The following is a 15,290-nucleotide window of genomic DNA, read 5'->3' on the forward strand; positions in this document are numbered from 1 at the left end:
GGGCGTGGAGCTGCTGGCGCTGGCCTACCGCTGGCCGCCGTCGGAGGCCGAGCGCATGGACATCGACGAGTTCGTGCGCTGGAGCAAAAGGGCGGACGAGGCGCTCAAGGCGCGCGCCGGAACATGACAGAGGCCGCGCCGACCGCGCCCGGCACGAGAAGCGCCAGCAGCGCCCCGGCGGGCACCAGCGCCCACCACGGCAACCAGGCGGCCAGTGGCACGGCGGCAAGCGCGATGAGGATGACGGCAACGAGAGTCATGACGCAATAGTATGGCGCAGGAATTCTTTCTCGGCATCAAGCTGGGCGCGATCGGGGCGTCCGCCGTCGGTGCGGCGCTCGGCTCCGCCCAGTCCGCCATGACGCGCCTGGGCGATGTGGCCAAGAGCCTCACCCGCGAGCAGGAGCGCCTGGGCGAGGCCGTCCGTCGCCACATGGGCACGCTTGCGCCCAAGACGCTGGCCAGCCTCAACCGCGACTACGAGCGCCTGGGCCAGACCATCGACGCCGTGCGCGCGCGACAAGAGAAGCTCGGCGCGGCCATGAGCCGCCGTCAGGCGCTGGCCGACCAGCGGGGGCGCATCGGCGGCGAGATCATGGGCACCTATGCCACCGCCTTGGCCGTGGGGGCGCCGGTGATCGGCGCGGTGCGGGAGGCCGCTGGGTTCGGCGATGCGGTCAAAGACATCGCCATCGTCGGCGAACTCACCGCCGCCGAGGAAAAAAGGCTCGGCGCGAGTTTGCGCGCCGTGGCCTTGAACGTGAACCAGACCGCCGAGGACATGGCGCGCGGGGTGGGCCTCTTGATCGCCAACGGCATGGAGGCCAAGGCCGCCGCGCAGCAGGCCCAGTTGCTCGGGCGCTTTACCACCGCGACGCGGGCCTCGTTTGAGGACGCGGCGAAGATGATGGTGAGCTTCTCGCAACTGGGCGTGTCCGCCGACCAGATGGCGCTGGCCTTTTCTCAGGCGGCCAAGGCGGGCAAGCTCGGCAGCTTCGAAGTGCGCGACATGGCGCGCTGGTTCCCGCAACTGGGCGGCTATCTCAAGGCCATTGGCATCACCGGCAACGAGGCGGTGGTCAACATGGCCAGCCGCTTGCAGGTGGCGATGAAGACGGCGGGCAGCACGGATGAAGCGGCCAACAACTTCCGCAACTTCCTGGCCAAGCTCACCAGCCCGGACACGGTCAAGGACTTCGAGAAGCTGGGCCTGGACTTGCAAGGCTCGATGCTCAGGCTCGCGCGGCAGGGGCTGGACCCGATCGAGGGCGCGGTAGGGATGATCCTCCAGAAGGTCGGCCAGCGTGCACCGGAGGTCACGCGCGAACTGGAAGCGCTCTCCAAAGAACTGGCCTCCATCAAAGACCCGGCCGAGCGAGCCGCCGAGATGGAGCGCCGCCGCGCGATGATCGAGGCGCTCGGCCAGCGCGCGGGCCTGGGGCAGATGTTCCAGGACATGCAGGCGGTGGGCTACTTGCTGGCCGAAATCCAGAACCGGGATGATTTGAAGCGCATCCGCGCGGAGGTCGCTACTGGAAAAAATGCCGACGGCCAGATGAGTCTGGACGCCGACTTTGCCAAGCGGCTGGAATCGCCCGTCGAGCAGATGAAGGCGATGCGCATCGCCATGTCCGACATGGCGATGGCGGTGGGCGACGCGCTCTTGCCCGCGCTCAACGACATCCTTCAGGCCGTCAAGCCCGTGGTGCTGGGGCTGGCCAACTGGGCCAAGGAACACCCGGCGCTCATCAAGGGCGCGGTGGGGTTTGCGCTGGGGCTGGCCACGGTCAAGGCGGCCACGCTCTCGCTCGGGTGGGGGCTCAACTTCTTCGTCAAATCGCCCATCGCCAGCTTGCAGGTGGCCTGGCAGTCGCTCGCCTCGCGGGCGCTGATGGCGCGTGCGGCGCTGCTGGCAGGGTCCGGCGGCTTCAAGGCCGTGGCGCTGGCCGCCGGGTTGTCGGAGGGGTTGATCGGCAAGCTGGGCGCGGGGCTCGTCAGGTTCCGCGCCGTGGCGGTGGCGGCGCTCACCGGCGCGGGCCGGGCGCTGATGTGGCTGGGGCGCGCCGTCATGCTCAACCCCATCGGGCTGGCGCTGACGGCGATTGCCGGGGCGGCGTATCTGGTCTGGCGCAACTGGGATGTGATCGGCCCGAAGCTGGCCGCCGTGTGGCAGCAGATGAAGGCCGGATTCGTCACGGCCTGGGCTTGGCTCAAGGGCCTGCCGGACCAGATGCTGGCGCTCGGGCGCGAGATCGTGGCGGGCCTGATCGACGGCATCAAGGCGCGAATCGCCGCTGCGGGCGAGGCCGTCACGTCCTTGGGCGAGACGATCAAGAGCAAGTTCAAGGGGTGGCTGGGCATCCGCTCGCCCAGCCGCGTGTTCGCCGAGTTCGGGCAGATGATCGGCCTGGGCGCGGCGCAGGGCATTGCGGGCATGGGCGGGGCAGTGGCGCGCGCCACGGCGGGGCTGGCGCTGGCGGCGACAGGGGCGTTCAACCCAGTGCTGGCCGCGCCGGTGCCGCTGGCGGCCGCCGTCATGCAGCGCGTCACGCAAGCAGTGCAGCCCATCACCCTTCCGACCGTGCCCGACGCAGTGCGCACGATCCGCGAGCGGCTCGTGCCCGCCGATCTGCCGCAGCCGCCCGAGGCGATCCGCGCCGTGCACGACGAAGCGCTGGCCGCCGGTGTGCCCGCATTGCAGGCGACGCTTGCCGCAAAGCCCGCGGGCGACGACCGGCCATCGGCTGAAGCGGCCGCGCCGATGACCATCACCTTCGCGCCGGTGATCCATGTGACCGCCGCACATGGCGGCGACGTCAAGGCGCAGGTGCAGGAAGCGGCGCGCCTGTCGTTTGCCGAGTTCGAGCGCTTGATGCGCCGCTGGCAGGATGAGCGGCGTCGGCTCTCTCCGATGGGAGGCCTGTCATGAGCCTGTACGCGGTGCTCGGCGAAACCGAGCTGGACATCATCGCCTGGCTCGACGGCTTCGAGGCACGCTTTGCTGCCGAGTGGCCCGAGCAGGGACTGATCGGAAGGAAGAGCCTGATCCAGCACACCGGCTTTGCGCCGGACGAGGTGCGGCTGCGCGTGCTGCTGCACAGCCAGTGGTGCGACCCGGGTGCGGAGCTGGCCAAGCTCAAGGCGCGGCTGGACGATGCGCAGCCGCTGGCCTTCGTGCTCGGCACCGGCGAATACCGGGGCCGCTTCGTGCTCACCGAGGTGTCGGCGGTCACGCGCCAGACCGATGGTTACGGGGCCTTGATCGCGTTGGAGGCCGACATCACGCTCAAGGAGAGCATCGGCGACCCGGCCGAGCCCGTGCCGCCTGCGGTGCTCTTGCCCGGCTGGCAGGCGCCGGTGACGCAAGCCGGGGAGGCGATGGACGTGCCGGTGGAGACGGTGTTTGCCGAGTCCCCTGCGGGAGATGCTGCCGAGGCCATCGGCGCGGCCATTGGCGCGATGGGGCAGGCGGCGCAGGTGGCTTCTGGCCTGTCCAGCCTCGTGGCGGTAGCGCAGTCGGATCCGCTCGCCGCCGTGTCGCTCGCCGCGCCGCTGGCATCGTCCATCGGCGCGGTGGCCGAAGCCTTGCCGGTGGAGGCGGTAGCGGGTATCCAGGCCATCAGTAGCGCGGCGGGGGCCTTGTCCATCGCCAGAGGCGATCTCGAATCCGCCGCCGCTTGGCTGGCTTCGCCTGCACCGGGCGCGATCTTGGCGCGCGCGGGGTATGCGCTTTCGCACACCCGCGATGCGCTGGAGGTGCTCGATTCGGCGCGCGGCGTCTTCGCACAGGCAGCGGCCGCGATTGCCACCCGGAGCTTTGCAGCATGAAGGCGCTGATCCACATCACCCGCGAGGGCGAGCGCTGGGACGGCATCGCCTGGGCCTACTACCGCGACGCGCGGCAGATGCAGCGCTTGCTGGAGGCCAACCCGCACCTGGCCGCCGCGCCCACGCTGCCGTCGGGCCAGAAGGTCGTCGTGCCGCTTGTGACGCGTGATCCAGCCGCCACCGACCCGGCGAGGCTGCCGCCATGGCGACGCTGACCCACCCGCGCGCCACGCTCAGCTACAACGGGCGCGACGTGACCGCCGACCTCTCGCCCTACCTGATGGAGCTGAGCTACACCGACCGCCTCACCGGCGAGGCCGATGGGCTGGACGTGCTGCTGGCCAGCCCTTCCGCGCTCGATACCCGGTGGCTTTCCGACTGGTACCCGGACAAGGGCGTCACGCTCGCCGCCACACTGGGCTACGCGGGCGGGCCGCAGGTGGCCAGCGGCGAGATGGAGGTGGACGAGATCGAGATCGAGGCACCCCCTTTGCAGGTGCGCATCCGCGCCATTGCCGCGGGCCTGACCCGCCGGGCGCGCACGCGCATCGGCAGGGCTTACGAGGGCAAGAAGCTCTCGCAGATCGTGGACGAGGTGGCGGCGCGCCTGGGCGCGCGGCGCGCGGGCGCCATCGACCCCGACCCGCTGTTGGATCGCGTCACGCAGTATCAGGAAGGCGACTGGGCCTTTTTACACCGGCTGATGCGCGAATACGGCCACACCGTCAAGCTCGCCGACAACAACCGCACGCTGGCCGTGGCGCGGCCCAAGACGCTCGCCGAGCAGGAGCCGGTGGCCACGCTCACGCCGGGGCTCATCACCGCCTGGCGCTACCGCGACAAGATCACCGACGTGCCGCAGAAGGTGGCCGTGAAACACCACGACCCGGCCAAGGGCGGGGTGACGGTGGCCGAGAAGGCCGACGGCGGCGAGCATGCCGAGGACGTGCGGCTGATCCACCGCCGCGCCCGCTCGCCGGAGGATGCCGCCGCGCAGGCCGAAGGCGAGGCCGAGCGCCATGCGATCGACAAGACGGCGCTGACGCTTGCGCTGCCCGGCGACCCGGCCGTCGTCGCGGGCAGCGTCATCCAACTTGCTGGATTTTCTCGGCTCGACGGGCGCTATCTCGTGACCGAGGCGCGGCACAGCATTTCCCGCTCCGGCTACACGCTGGAGATCGACACCCGGAGGTTGCCCGATGCTGGAAACGCATGACGAAGCGGGCGTCACGCTCCGCTGGGGTTTCGTGACCGCCATCGACGAGACGAATCACACAGTGCGCGTGTGGCTGCCCGACCTCGAGCTCGAAACCTGGTGGCTGCAAGTGCCCACCGCTGGCAGCCGGTGCGATAAGCACTACGCGCTGCCGGACATCGACGAGCACGTGGTCTGCCTGCTGGACCGCCGCGGCGAGGTGGGTGTGGTGTTGGGCAGCGTGTTCGGCCAGCGCGATGCGGTGCCGGTGACGGGCGGCGCGGACCGGCACCACATCCGCTACCGGGACGGCACCACGATCGACTACGACCGGCGCACGCACCGGCTGGCGCTCTCGGTGCGCGGCCCGGTGGAGCTGGTGGCCGACGGGCCGGTGACGGTGGCCGCGCCCTCCGTCACCCTCGACAGCCCGCAGGTGACGGTGACGGGGCATTTGACCGCGCAAAGCGGCCTTCAAGTCAACGGCCCGGTGGCGGTGGACGGCAGCATCGATGCCACGGGCAGCATCATGGACGCGGGCGGCAACTCGAACCATCACAGTCACTGAACCCTGAACGCTTTCGCGCTGCCCTTGAGCGCGGCGGCGCGCGACCATCGCCGCCATGAGCACGATGGCCGCCACCCTGCCGCGCCGCGCCCACTGGCAGCTTGCCATGGGCGGGACGGGCTACGCCGAGGCGCTGGACGACCTGCGCCAGGCGATCGCCATCATCCTGCTCACCCGCAAGGGCAGCGACCCGCTGCGCCCCGCGTTTGGCTCGGACATCTGGCGTTACATCGATCACCCGATCGACCGCGCGCGGCCGCACCTGGTGCGCGAGGTGGTCGAGGCCATCCGCCGCTGGGAGCCCAGGGTCAAGATCGAGCGCGTGACGGTCGCGCCCGATGAGGCGCACGCCATCCGCATCGGCATCCACTTCACCACGCCGGACGGGCAGCCGGTATCCATGACGGTGACGCCATGAGCGAGCTGCCGAAGATCGTCCCCGACGACCCGGCGGCCATCGCCGCCGAGCTCAAGGCGGCCTACGAGGCGGCCACGGGCCGCACCGTCTATCCGGGGCAGGCCGAGCAGCTCTTGATCGACCTGTGCGCCTACCGCGAGTCGCTGTGCCGCGCCGCGATCAATGAGACCGCGCGGCAGAACCTGGTTGCTTTCGCGCGCGCGCCGATGCTGGACTACCTGGGCGAACTCGTCGGGGTGGCCCGCCTGCCGGGCGAGGACGACGAGCGGCTGCGCGAGCGCATCCGGCTCGCGCCCGAGCATTTCTCGGTGGCCGGGCCGCGCCTGGCGTACCGCTACCACGCGATGAGCGCGGACGCCGCCGTGCTGGACGTGGCCGTGCGCTCACCCGAGCCGGGCGTGGTGGTGCTGCATCCGCTCGCCTCGATCGACGGCGCACCGGCGATGCCCACCGCCACCCTCAAGGCCCGCGTGCTCGCCGCCGCATCCGCCGAGGACGCGCGCCCGCTGTGCGACACGGTGCAGGTCGAAGACCCGGTGGACCGGCCCTACACCGTGAGCGCGCGCATCGTCGTCGATGCCGGGCGCGATGCCGAGACCGTGCGGCAAGCTGCGCTCGACGCCGTGTCCGCATTCTGCGCGACGAAATCCCGAAGCCTTGGCCAAGACATCGCCCGCTCGGCGCTGATCGCCGCGCTCCACGCGGCGGGGGTCAAGCGCGTGACGCTGGACGCGCCCGCCGCCGACATCGTGGCCGACGTGCACCACTGGACGCACGCCACCGCGATCTCCGTGACCGTCGAGGGGGTCGAAGATGCCTGATCGCAGCTGGTACCCCGACGTGATCGCCGCGGACGCGCGGCTCTCCGCGCTCGCCGACCTGTCGGCGCGGCTCGAAGCCCTGCCGGTGGACAAGGCGCTGACGCACTTGGTGGACGCCGTGGACGCGCGGCTGCTGCCGCATCTGGCGCACGGCTGGCACGTGACCGACCTCGAAGGCTGGCGGCTGGCCGACACGCCCGAGAAGCGCCGCGCCATCCTGCGCCGGGCGATTGCGCTTCACCGCAAGAAGGGCACGCCGTGGGCGGTGAAGGAGGCGCTGCGCGCGGCCGGGCTTGGGGCGCTGTCGCGCCTGATCGAGGGGCGCGCGATGCGCCGCTACGACGGCGCGGTCTATGCCGACGGCAGCGATATCTACGGCGGCCACACCTGGGCCGAATGGCGGCTGGAGGCCGACCTGGGCGAGACCGCCGGGCTGGATGCGGGTATTGCCGCCGCCGCCGAAGCCATCGCCCGCGAGTGGGCGCCGGTCTCGCGCCACCTGACGGCGCTCGCCTGGCGCGCGGACGTGTCCGAGCGCATCGACAGCCGCGACGCTTCGGCCGCCGCCGCCGCGTGGAGCGGCGAAAGCCTGCGCCCCTGGCGGCGCTACTACGACGGCGCGCACCGCTACGACCAAGGGCTGCTGCTGCGCTACGACGGCGGCACACAAGCCGACGGCAGCCGCCGCTACCAGGGCTGGGCCGCCAATGACGCCCACTGGCGCGCTGGCGCTCCCGAGTCCGACACCACGCTCGCGCTCGCCTGGGATGACGCCGACCGCCAGCAGGCGCTGCCGCGCTACGACGGCGCCACGCAGGCCGACGGCGGCACCGACTACGGCGACGCCGCGCCGGTGGCGGAAGACGCCGTGATGCCCATCACCGTCACGCGCCTGGTGCGCTACGACGGACGCCACCGCTACGGCGCGGACAACCGCTACGACGGTGCGGGCCGCTTCGACGGCAGCCGCCGCTACCTTGCCGGGCGCATCGCCTCGGGCGACGAGATCACCTACCTGGAGGCCGCTTGATGACCGCCTTGCTCATCCTCACCGCCGCGCTCTTCGCCGGGCTGGCGCTGGCGCTTGTCTTTGCCACGCTCACCGCCCGCTGGCGCATCGCCGTGGACCTCACGCCCATCGAGCACGCGCTCATCGCCGCCGCCGTGCAGGTCGGCTGGGGCCTGACTGCGGGCGACTGGATCGCCGGTGGTGTGATGGGCGTGCTGCTCTTCGTCGGCCGCGAGCACGCGCAGGCCGAGTACCGCTACATCAACGCCCACGGCGGCAGCCGCTATGCCACGCCGCGCGAGCCTGCCATTGGCTGCCTGCACCCGCGCTACTGGAGCACCGGCAGCGTGCTCGACATCGTAGTGCCCGCCGCCGTCTGCCTTGCCATCGGAGTGATTGCCCATGCTGCTGTCTGACACCGCCGCCCTGCGCGGCCGCTTCCTGCTCGACATCCGGCGTGCCCGCGACGGCGCGCTGATCGAGCGCTTCGAGGACGCCAACCTCATCGTCAACGGCGCGAAAGACCAGCTCGCGCGCCTGGTGGCGGGCGACACCGCCAGCCGCCACATCACCCACATCGGCTTTGGCGTGGGCACGGCGGCTGCCGCGCCGACCAACACCGGCCTCACCGGCGCGTTCTGGAAGCCGATCGCCAGCGTGAGCTACCCCGCCACCGGGCAGGTGGCCTTTGCCTGGGCGCTGGGCGCGGGCGAAGCCGACGGGATGGCCATCACCGAGTTCGGCCTGCGCACGGCGGGCGGCGTGCTCTTCGCGCGCAAGGTGCGCAACCCCATCCACAAATCCGACGACCTCACGCTCTCGGGCGTGTGGACGCTGATCTTCTGACGAAAGGAGTCTGCCGATGGCAAATCTCAATGAAACCGCCGCCTGGGAGTCCGGCGTCTACCGCATCGAGACGACCGACCCCATCCTGGGCGGCGAGACCGGCACCGCCAACATCCAGGCCAAGCAGCTGGCCAACCGCACGCTCTGGCTGAAAGCCCGCGCCGACCAGGTGGACGCCGCCGCCGCAGGCTACGGCAGCTTGCAAGCGCGCCTGGCCACCCTGCAATCGCAGGTCGAGGCGGTGGGTGCGGACATGCAAAACGTCGAACAAGCCGCCGTGCTCGAAGCGCTGATGCAGGCGCGCACGGCGCTGGGCATGATCGATGCGCTGCGCATCGGGCCCTGGCAGCAGCAGGGCGGGGTGACCATCGCCAACCGGGGCGTGGTCGGCGGCTGCGTGGTGAGCAAATCCACCACCGCCGCGCGCAACCTCAACATCACGCCGGGCCGTGTCTTTGCCAACGGCCGCACCTACGTCGTGCTCGAAGGCACCAACGCCGCGAGCGTCCCGCCCAACACCGGCAGCGGTGCGGTCACCGTCTCGGCCTACCTCTACCCGCACAGCGCGGGCGATTGGCGGCTGGCCGTCACCGCCATCGGCCAGAGCGTGCCAGCCGGCGGCATGGAGATCTACCGCCTGACCCTCCCCGCGAACAGTACCGACGCCACCGACCCGAACCTGACCGGCGTCACGCTGACCGACGTTCGCCGCATCGAAGCCGACTGGCCCGAGCTGATGAGCAGCCCGCCCGAGGCGCAGGTGCTCTTGCCGCGCGCCTTGCGCAGCAGCGGCTACCGCCTGCACCTGGAGCCGGTCGCCTGGAGCGGCCCGCAAGACCGCCCCGAGGTGCAGGTGGCCAGCCGCGCCAGCAACGGCTTCACCTTGCGCCTCATCAGCGCCCACGACGCGGTGACGCTGCGCTGGGGCCTGCAAAAGCTCGACGACTGATCCACCAGGAGACTCACCATGCCCATGATCACCCTCATGTCCCCCGGCCAGCGCGTGGCCGCCTTAGCCATCGACGGCAGCCATATCGCCATCGGTGGCCTCACCCTCGACTGTGCCGGGCACCAGCGCGACGAAGCTGTCACGCTGGAAGTGCGCGGCACTGCGTCCGCCCCCACGCTCGGCGGCGACGGCCCGTATCTGGCCACCATTCGCATCCCGGCGCGGCAATACACCGAGCAGGCGGGCGCGCCCGACCCGATGACCGGCGTGCCCACCCTGGAGCGCGTGCCGCTGCCGCTCGACCCCGATGCCGTCGAGATCATTCTCTGGCCAGCCGCCTGACCTGACCCACAAGGAGACCGAACATGCCCACCGTATTCGTGAAAGACGACCTGCGCGCCGCTGTCGAAGCCGCCACCGGCGGCCTGGTCAGCGTCCACTACACCCAGCAAGGCCAGCCGACCTTCATGCGCTGGATTCCCAAATTCAACCTCGAAGACCTCGGCGCCGACTACGGCACCGGCGTGCACCCCGCGTTCGTGGTCGATGGCGTGACCCGCGACGGCATCTGGATCGGGGTCTATCCCGGCATCGTGCGCAATGGCGAGCTGCTCTCGCTGCCCGGTGTCGCGCCCACCGTGAGCCAACCGTACACCTCTTTCGTCACCGCCGCGCGCGCGGCCGGGCCGGGCTTTCACGTGATGACCAATGCAGAATGGTCGGCCATTGCCCTGTGGTGCGCCCGCAATGGCTACCAGCCGCGCGGCAACACCAACTGGGGCCGCGCGCACGACGCCCCGTGGGAGACCGGCACCCGCGTGGACGGCGGCACGCCAGGTAGCGCCAGCGGCAACGGCAACACTCTCACCGGCTCCGGCCCCGTCTCGTGGCGGCACGACAACAGCCCCGCCGGTATCGCCGACCTGGTGGGCAACATCTGGGAGTTCACGCCCGGCGTGCGGTTGGTCGAAGGCGAAATCCAGATTCTGCCCAACAACAACGCCGCCAGCGCCGCGCTGTTCGACGACACCGCCCCTTGGCAGGCGATCCGCGCCTCCGACGGCGCGCTGGTGGCCCCCGGCACGGCGGGCACGCTCAAATACGACAGCACTGTGGCCTACAGCGACAACGGCGTCGTCAACGACCTCGGGGCATTCCAAATCGATGACGTGGTGGACTTCCGCAACGGCCCCAGCGGCGACGACAGCAACAGCTACGACAACAACAGCATTGCGTTCTCGTCGCTGGCAGCCGACACCGGCATCACCGTGCCCGCCATCCTGCGCGCCCTGTGCCTCGCGCCCGGCAGCTTGAGTCTCAAGGGTCGCATCTGGATGCGCAACCACGGCAAGCGCTACCCGCTCCGCGGCGGCTCCCGCAGCTACGGCGCCTACGCGGGCCTCGGCGCGCTCAACTTGTACAATCCGGCGTCGAACGCGTACAGCGACGTCGGTGCCCGCCTCGCGAAGGTGTGATGCCTGATGACCGTGAAGGGTCATGACCTCCAGCCCGCGCCCGAGGCGCGGGCGCTCTCCCGTCAGGGGCAGGCGGTGCGCTACGCGCCCTATCAGGCGCTCATCGAGCGCATCGAGGAGCTCGACGCCTACAGCCATCAGGTGATGCACCAGTGGCCCAAGATCGAGCGCCATGTGCTCGCGGCGGAGGTGCGCGCCACGCTCCTGCGCATCCGGCGTATCTGTGCTATCGCATGGAAGCGGCGACAAAAGTCGGCGGCGCTCTTCGATCTTGACGTCGAGATCGAGGTGCTGCGGCACCTGGTGCGCAAAGCGTGGCGGCTGCGCTACATCACCGCGCAGCGGCTGGAGGTCTGGACCCGTCACATCGACGAAATCGGCCGCATGGTCGGCGCCTGGATCAAGCATGCAGGCGCTGCGCCATGAGGCAGATAGGGGTGCGGGCGTGCTACGGCGGCTCCCGCAACAACGGCGCCAACGCGGGCCTCGGCGCGCTCAACTTGAACAATCCGGCGTCGAACGCGAACAGCAACATCGGTGCCCGCCTCGCGAACGATACAGGCGGCCAGAAGCCGGGCCTGCCACGGCAGTCCGGCCAGTGCCCATCCTTCGGCGCCCGCATCCTGAGCATTCCGCTCAAAGATCAACAGCCGCGCGCGGCCAGTAGCTCGTCGACCGTGGCGCGCGGTGCCCGCTTCGATATGCCAAAAACGCACACCGGACTATTCGACCGCATCATCGCTTTTGACAATCTCGTGGCCGCCTACGAGGAGGCGCGTCGCGGCAAGCGCTACACCCCGGAAGCGCTCGCCTTCGCTACGCGCTGGGAAGAGCAGCTCATCAACACCCATGAGCACCTCGTCTGGCACTCGTGGCACCCGGGGAGTCCGCGCGTCTTCACCGTCAAGGACCCCAAGCGCCGCGACATCACCGCGCCGCCCTTTGCCGACCGCATCGTCCATCACGCCCTGGTGCGGGTGGTGGAGCCGCTCTTCGAGCGCCGCTTCATCGCCGACAGCTACGCCTGTCGCACTGGCAAGGGGTCGCACGCCGCCGTCGCCAGAGCGCAGGACTTCCTGCGCCGCGCCAAGCGCAACTGGGGCGACGGCATCTACCTCGTGCACGCCGACGTGAGGAGTTACTTCGCGAGCATCGACCACGACGTGGCGATCGCCTGCATCCGTCGCGTCATCGCCGATGAGGATGTGCTGTGGCTGTGGCGGAGAATCATGCACGGCTACGGCTTCGATGGCGGCGTCGGCCTGCCGGTCGGCGCGCTGACCAGCCAGCTCGTCGCCAACATCGTGCTCGACCAGGTGGATCATGCGATCAAGGACGACGCCGGCGAGCCGTACTACCTGCGCTACATGGACGACATGGTCGCCGTCTGCCGCGACAAAGCGCACGCCAGGCAGACGCTAGAGCGCATCGCCGATGCCTGTGCGCGGCTCAAGCTGCGCCTCAACCCCAAGAGTCGCTACGAGCCATGGCAGCGCGGTCTGGACTTCTGCGGCTACCGCGTCTGGCCCACCCACGTCCTGCCGCGCAAGCGCAACACCAAGCGCTGGCGGCAACGCCTGCGCCGCCTGGTCGCGGACTACGCCGCCGGGCGCGCGACGCTGGCCGACGCCCGCCAGATGATCGCGAGCTGCATCGCTTACTACAACCACGCCAGCGCGCGGCATACCCTTGGTGGCCTCCTTTCGCAGGCAGCACTACGCCGCGGAAAATCCACTGCTCGCATTCCGCGAGACGAAAGTCGTCACCTGTAATTCGTGCCGGTCGCCTGTAATGTGTGCAGGCGTCTCATTTAATTTGTGCCTGCCCAGCGCTGCGCGAGCTCGTTCTCGTTGAGGACCCGACGGTCGCCGGGAGACAGACCGTTGATCGCATCGACCGGCGACCGGGGGATGGTGCTTGCCGTTGTCGGCATGGAAGCCTCCTATGACGCTGTTGAGGAACAGGTGTCATTGCAGGCTTCGGGTGGCGAACCTTGGAGGGACCGAATGGCGAACCACGAAGGAACTTCTGGTTCGCCGATGGCCACAAGCACGAACGGCGTGCACGCGGCTCGCCTGGCCGGACTGGATTGGGATGAGGGGGGTGCGACACAGGCTCCTTCGCACCGATGGAGCGCCGACGGGTCGTGCGGCGTCAGCGCCGACTGGACGAATGGCAGACTGTGGTGTTGCGGCCCTGGGACTTGGCGGCATACAGCGCCTCGTCGGCGTGTTGCAGCACCTCATAGAGATCGGCATCGTCGCTGAGCGCAGCGGCGGCGCCGATGCTCACCGTCACTGCCAGTCCACCGGGCCGGGCGCGGGCGATCTCCTCATGCGCCCGCGCGGCCACTACCAGCGCTTGCGAGACGTCCGCGTCGGGCAGCACCAGCGTGAACTCCTCTCCGCCATAGCGAACCACGGTGTCGCTTTGCCGCGCGCAGCGTCGCAGGCACTCGGCCACCCCCGCCAGCACCGCATCGCCCCGCGCATGGCCGTGCTGGTCGTTGATGGCCTTGAAGTGGTCGATGTCGATCATGAGCACCGCATATGGCCTCCTTGGTGCCGGGCGCGATGCCAGCGCCTGCGACAGCGCCTGCAGGCTGCGCCGGTTGCCCAACCCGGTGAGGGGATCATGGGCGGCCAGTTCGGACAGGGTGCGGTTCTCGGCCTGCGTCTGATGGATTTGCCGCTGGAGCTGCCCGTTGAGCAGGCGCAGCCGCGCGTGCGCCTCCTGCAACTGCTCGGCCTGGGATTGCGCGCGTTGCCGGGCCTGGATCAGCGCTTGTTCGAAAGCTTGGCGATCCTCGGCGGCGAACAGCAGCCACAAATACTGCGGCTCGGCGTCGTGTTCCATCCGCTTGGCGCTGACATAAGCCCCCGAGCGCCGGCCGCCTGGCTGCCAGTAGGCAAAGATTTCGACGATGAGGCCGTCGCGGCGCAGCGTGGGCCAGACGTGGGTTTCGAAGAAGATACGGCCGGCGGGCGTGAGCCAGTCGGTCATCGTCACGGCAACATCGCCTTGCGCACCCGGATCGGGCAAGCCCGCCCACTCGGCCAGCCGAGCGTTGTAGCGCCGCAGCACGCCCTGGCCGTCGGTCACCCAACAGGGCGCGGGAATGTCGCTCAGGGGGACGTGGCTCATCAGGGGGGGGCGGCTGGGCTCGCGCCCCGCGCTAATCCTTCAACACTCCGCGCACCGCCTCGATGACCAGGTGGGGGTGGCTCATGTGGGCGCAGTGCCCGGTGACGTCGAGCACCTGCAAGGTGCTGAGCGGCAGATGGGCGTGCAAATACTCGCCCACCGCCAGCGGCGCCAGCGCGTCGCGGGCATGCTGCAAGATGAGGCAGGGGGTGCTCACCCGAGGCAGATCGGCGCGGTTGTCGGCAAAGAAGGTGGCCTCGGCGAAAGTCTTGGCCATCACCGGGTCGGTGGAGCAGAAGCTCTCGCGCAGTCTGGCGCGCGATGTGTCGCTGTCGCCGGCGACCACGGGTGCCAAGAAATCCGCCCAGCCCATGTAGTTGCGCTGCATCAGCTCCAGAAGCTCTTGCAGGTCGCTGCGCTCGAAGCCGCCGACGTAGGGGGGATCGTTGACGAAGCAGGGGTTGGGGCCGATCAGGACCAGGTGCCGGAACCATTGCGGGCGCTCGATGGCCGCCAGCATGGCGATCGAGCAGCTCACCGAATGCGCCACCACTACCACGTCGCGGGTCAATCCGGTGGCCTCGCACACCTCCAGCAGGTCCTGCGCATAGCCGCGCAAATGGCAATAGCGCTGCACCGAAAACGCCGACGGATCGGAGCGGCCCGAGCCGACGTAGTCGAACAACACCTGCCGGTGCCGGCCGGCGAACGCTGGCGTGATATCGGCCCACATGTCTTGATGGCAGCCAAAGCCGTGGGCGTAGAGCACAGGGGTGCCTGGGCCCGCATGGTCGGTGACGTGATTGCGCCGCAGGATGTTCGTCATGGGTTTGAGCTCCCCCTCGAAGGACAGGCCAGCGTCAAACTGGTCGCGTTTCCCACGCCACTATCTTATGGAAACGCTGATCAAGTCCTGCGCCTGGCAGTAGTCCGTCTTGTCGCCCTGGTGATGGGCGGCGATGATTACGGTCATGAAGCAGATGACCTTGGCAGCGGCGGCCGATGCGTCCGCGGGATTCGAGCGTTTTCGCAAGCCC

The 15,290-nt window shown here is 69.7% G+C and carries 19 protein-coding genes; 16 read left to right on the plus strand and 3 right to left on the minus strand.

Annotation, left to right across the window (positions count from 1 at the left end; all coding sequences use genetic code 11):
* The first annotated feature begins 4 nt into the window (after positions 1 to 4).
* Complete coding sequence (locus F615_RS19990) at positions 5 to 127, plus strand: GpE family phage tail protein (protein WP_019561747.1); 123 nt, start codon at positions 5 to 7, stop codon at positions 125 to 127.
* Here F615_RS19990 and F615_RS19995 read toward each other — a convergent pair.
* A complete protein-coding gene (locus F615_RS19995) occupies positions 105 to 260 on the minus strand; it encodes a hypothetical protein (protein WP_019561748.1) in 156 nt (51 codons plus the stop codon). The genes F615_RS19990 and F615_RS19995 overlap by 23 nt on opposite strands.
* An 11-nt stretch (positions 261 to 271) precedes the next feature.
* Between F615_RS19995 and F615_RS0113685 the strand changes: the two genes are divergently transcribed.
* The 15 genes from F615_RS0113685 to F615_RS18670 are packed head-to-tail and all read left to right on the plus strand — an operon-like array spanning position 272 to position 12,881.
* The gene (locus F615_RS0113685) at positions 272 to 2,929 is read left to right on the plus strand and encodes a phage tail tape measure protein (RefSeq protein ID WP_019561749.1); all 2,658 of its coding nucleotides are present in this window, start codon (positions 272 to 274) and stop codon (positions 2,927 to 2,929) included.
* Positions 2,926 to 3,828, plus strand: coding sequence for a phage tail protein (locus F615_RS18655; RefSeq protein WP_019561750.1), 903 nt, complete (start codon positions 2,926 to 2,928; stop codon positions 3,826 to 3,828). The genes F615_RS0113685 and F615_RS18655 overlap by 4 nt, the downstream gene beginning before the upstream one ends.
* Positions 3,825 to 4,043, plus strand: coding sequence for a tail protein X (locus F615_RS0113695; protein ID WP_019561751.1), 219 nt, complete (start codon positions 3,825 to 3,827; stop codon positions 4,041 to 4,043). The genes F615_RS18655 and F615_RS0113695 overlap by 4 nt, the downstream gene beginning before the upstream one ends.
* Positions 4,031 to 5,044, plus strand: coding sequence for a phage late control D family protein (locus tag F615_RS0113700; RefSeq protein WP_019561752.1), 1,014 nt, complete (start codon positions 4,031 to 4,033; stop codon positions 5,042 to 5,044). Before F615_RS0113695 ends, F615_RS0113700 begins: the two co-directional genes overlap by 13 nt.
* A complete protein-coding gene (locus F615_RS0113705; protein ID WP_019561753.1) occupies positions 5,028 to 5,591 on the plus strand; it encodes a phage baseplate assembly protein V in 564 nt (187 codons plus the stop codon). The genes F615_RS0113700 and F615_RS0113705 overlap by 17 nt, the downstream gene beginning before the upstream one ends.
* 55 nt (positions 5,592 to 5,646) lie before the next feature.
* Complete coding sequence (locus F615_RS0113710; RefSeq protein ID WP_019561754.1) at positions 5,647 to 6,009, plus strand: GPW/gp25 family protein; 363 nt, start codon at positions 5,647 to 5,649, stop codon at positions 6,007 to 6,009.
* Positions 6,006 to 6,830 carry a baseplate assembly protein gene (locus F615_RS0113715; protein WP_019561755.1) on the plus strand — a complete coding sequence of 275 codons (825 nt, stop codon included), beginning with the start codon at positions 6,006 to 6,008 and terminating at the stop codon, positions 6,828 to 6,830. Before F615_RS0113710 ends, F615_RS0113715 begins: the two co-directional genes overlap by 4 nt.
* Positions 6,823 to 7,860, plus strand: coding sequence for a phage tail protein (locus F615_RS19510; protein ID WP_019561756.1), 1,038 nt, complete (start codon positions 6,823 to 6,825; stop codon positions 7,858 to 7,860). Before F615_RS0113715 ends, F615_RS19510 begins: the two co-directional genes overlap by 8 nt.
* Positions 7,860 to 8,255: a hypothetical protein gene (locus F615_RS0113725; RefSeq protein WP_019561757.1), complete on the plus strand. Its 396-nt coding sequence runs from the start codon at positions 7,860 to 7,862 to the stop codon at positions 8,253 to 8,255. Before F615_RS19510 ends, F615_RS0113725 begins: the two co-directional genes overlap by 1 nt.
* On the plus strand, positions 8,242 to 8,685 hold the full coding sequence (locus tag F615_RS0113730) for a hypothetical protein (RefSeq protein WP_019561758.1): 444 nt from the start codon (positions 8,242 to 8,244) through the stop codon (positions 8,683 to 8,685). The genes F615_RS0113725 and F615_RS0113730 overlap by 14 nt, the downstream gene beginning before the upstream one ends.
* A gap of 16 nt (positions 8,686 to 8,701) precedes the next feature.
* Complete coding sequence (locus F615_RS18665; protein ID WP_019561759.1) at positions 8,702 to 9,634, plus strand: hypothetical protein; 933 nt, start codon at positions 8,702 to 8,704, stop codon at positions 9,632 to 9,634.
* An 18-nt stretch (positions 9,635 to 9,652) separates the two neighbouring features.
* Positions 9,653 to 9,976: a hypothetical protein gene (locus tag F615_RS0113740; protein WP_019561760.1), complete on the plus strand. Its 324-nt coding sequence runs from the start codon at positions 9,653 to 9,655 to the stop codon at positions 9,974 to 9,976.
* A gap of 23 nt (positions 9,977 to 9,999) precedes the next feature.
* Entirely contained in the window at positions 10,000 to 11,109 is a 1,110-nt protein-coding gene (locus tag F615_RS0113745) for a hypothetical protein (protein ID WP_019561761.1), read from the plus strand.
* A 6-nt stretch (positions 11,110 to 11,115) separates the two neighbouring features.
* Positions 11,116 to 11,535 (plus strand): diversity-generating retroelement protein Avd, encoded by a 420-nt coding sequence (avd, locus tag F615_RS0113750; RefSeq protein ID WP_019561762.1) that lies wholly within the window; start codon positions 11,116 to 11,118, stop codon positions 11,533 to 11,535.
* Positions 11,532 to 12,881 carry a reverse transcriptase/maturase family protein gene (locus F615_RS18670; protein WP_211211812.1) on the plus strand — a complete coding sequence of 450 codons (1,350 nt, stop codon included), beginning with the start codon at positions 11,532 to 11,534 and terminating at the stop codon, positions 12,879 to 12,881. The genes avd and F615_RS18670 overlap by 4 nt, the downstream gene beginning before the upstream one ends.
* Positions 12,882 to 13,263: 382 nt before the next feature.
* On the opposite strand, the gene F615_RS18675 is transcribed toward F615_RS18670, so the two are convergent.
* Together F615_RS18675 and F615_RS0113765 are read right to left on the minus strand one after the other, a co-directional pair.
* Complete coding sequence (locus F615_RS18675; RefSeq protein ID WP_019561764.1) at positions 13,264 to 14,253, minus strand: GGDEF domain-containing protein; 990 nt, start codon at positions 14,251 to 14,253, stop codon at positions 13,264 to 13,266.
* Between the two features lie 31 nt (positions 14,254 to 14,284).
* The gene (locus tag F615_RS0113765; protein WP_019561765.1) at positions 14,285 to 15,079 is read right to left on the minus strand and encodes an alpha/beta fold hydrolase; all 795 of its coding nucleotides are present in this window, start codon (positions 15,077 to 15,079) and stop codon (positions 14,285 to 14,287) included.
* Between the last annotated feature and the right edge of the window lie 211 nt (positions 15,080 to 15,290).

The sequence above is a fragment of the Caldimonas manganoxidans ATCC BAA-369 genome, assembly GCF_000381125.1.
GTDB classification, from domain to species: Bacteria; Pseudomonadota; Gammaproteobacteria; order Burkholderiales; family Burkholderiaceae_C; genus Caldimonas; species Caldimonas manganoxidans.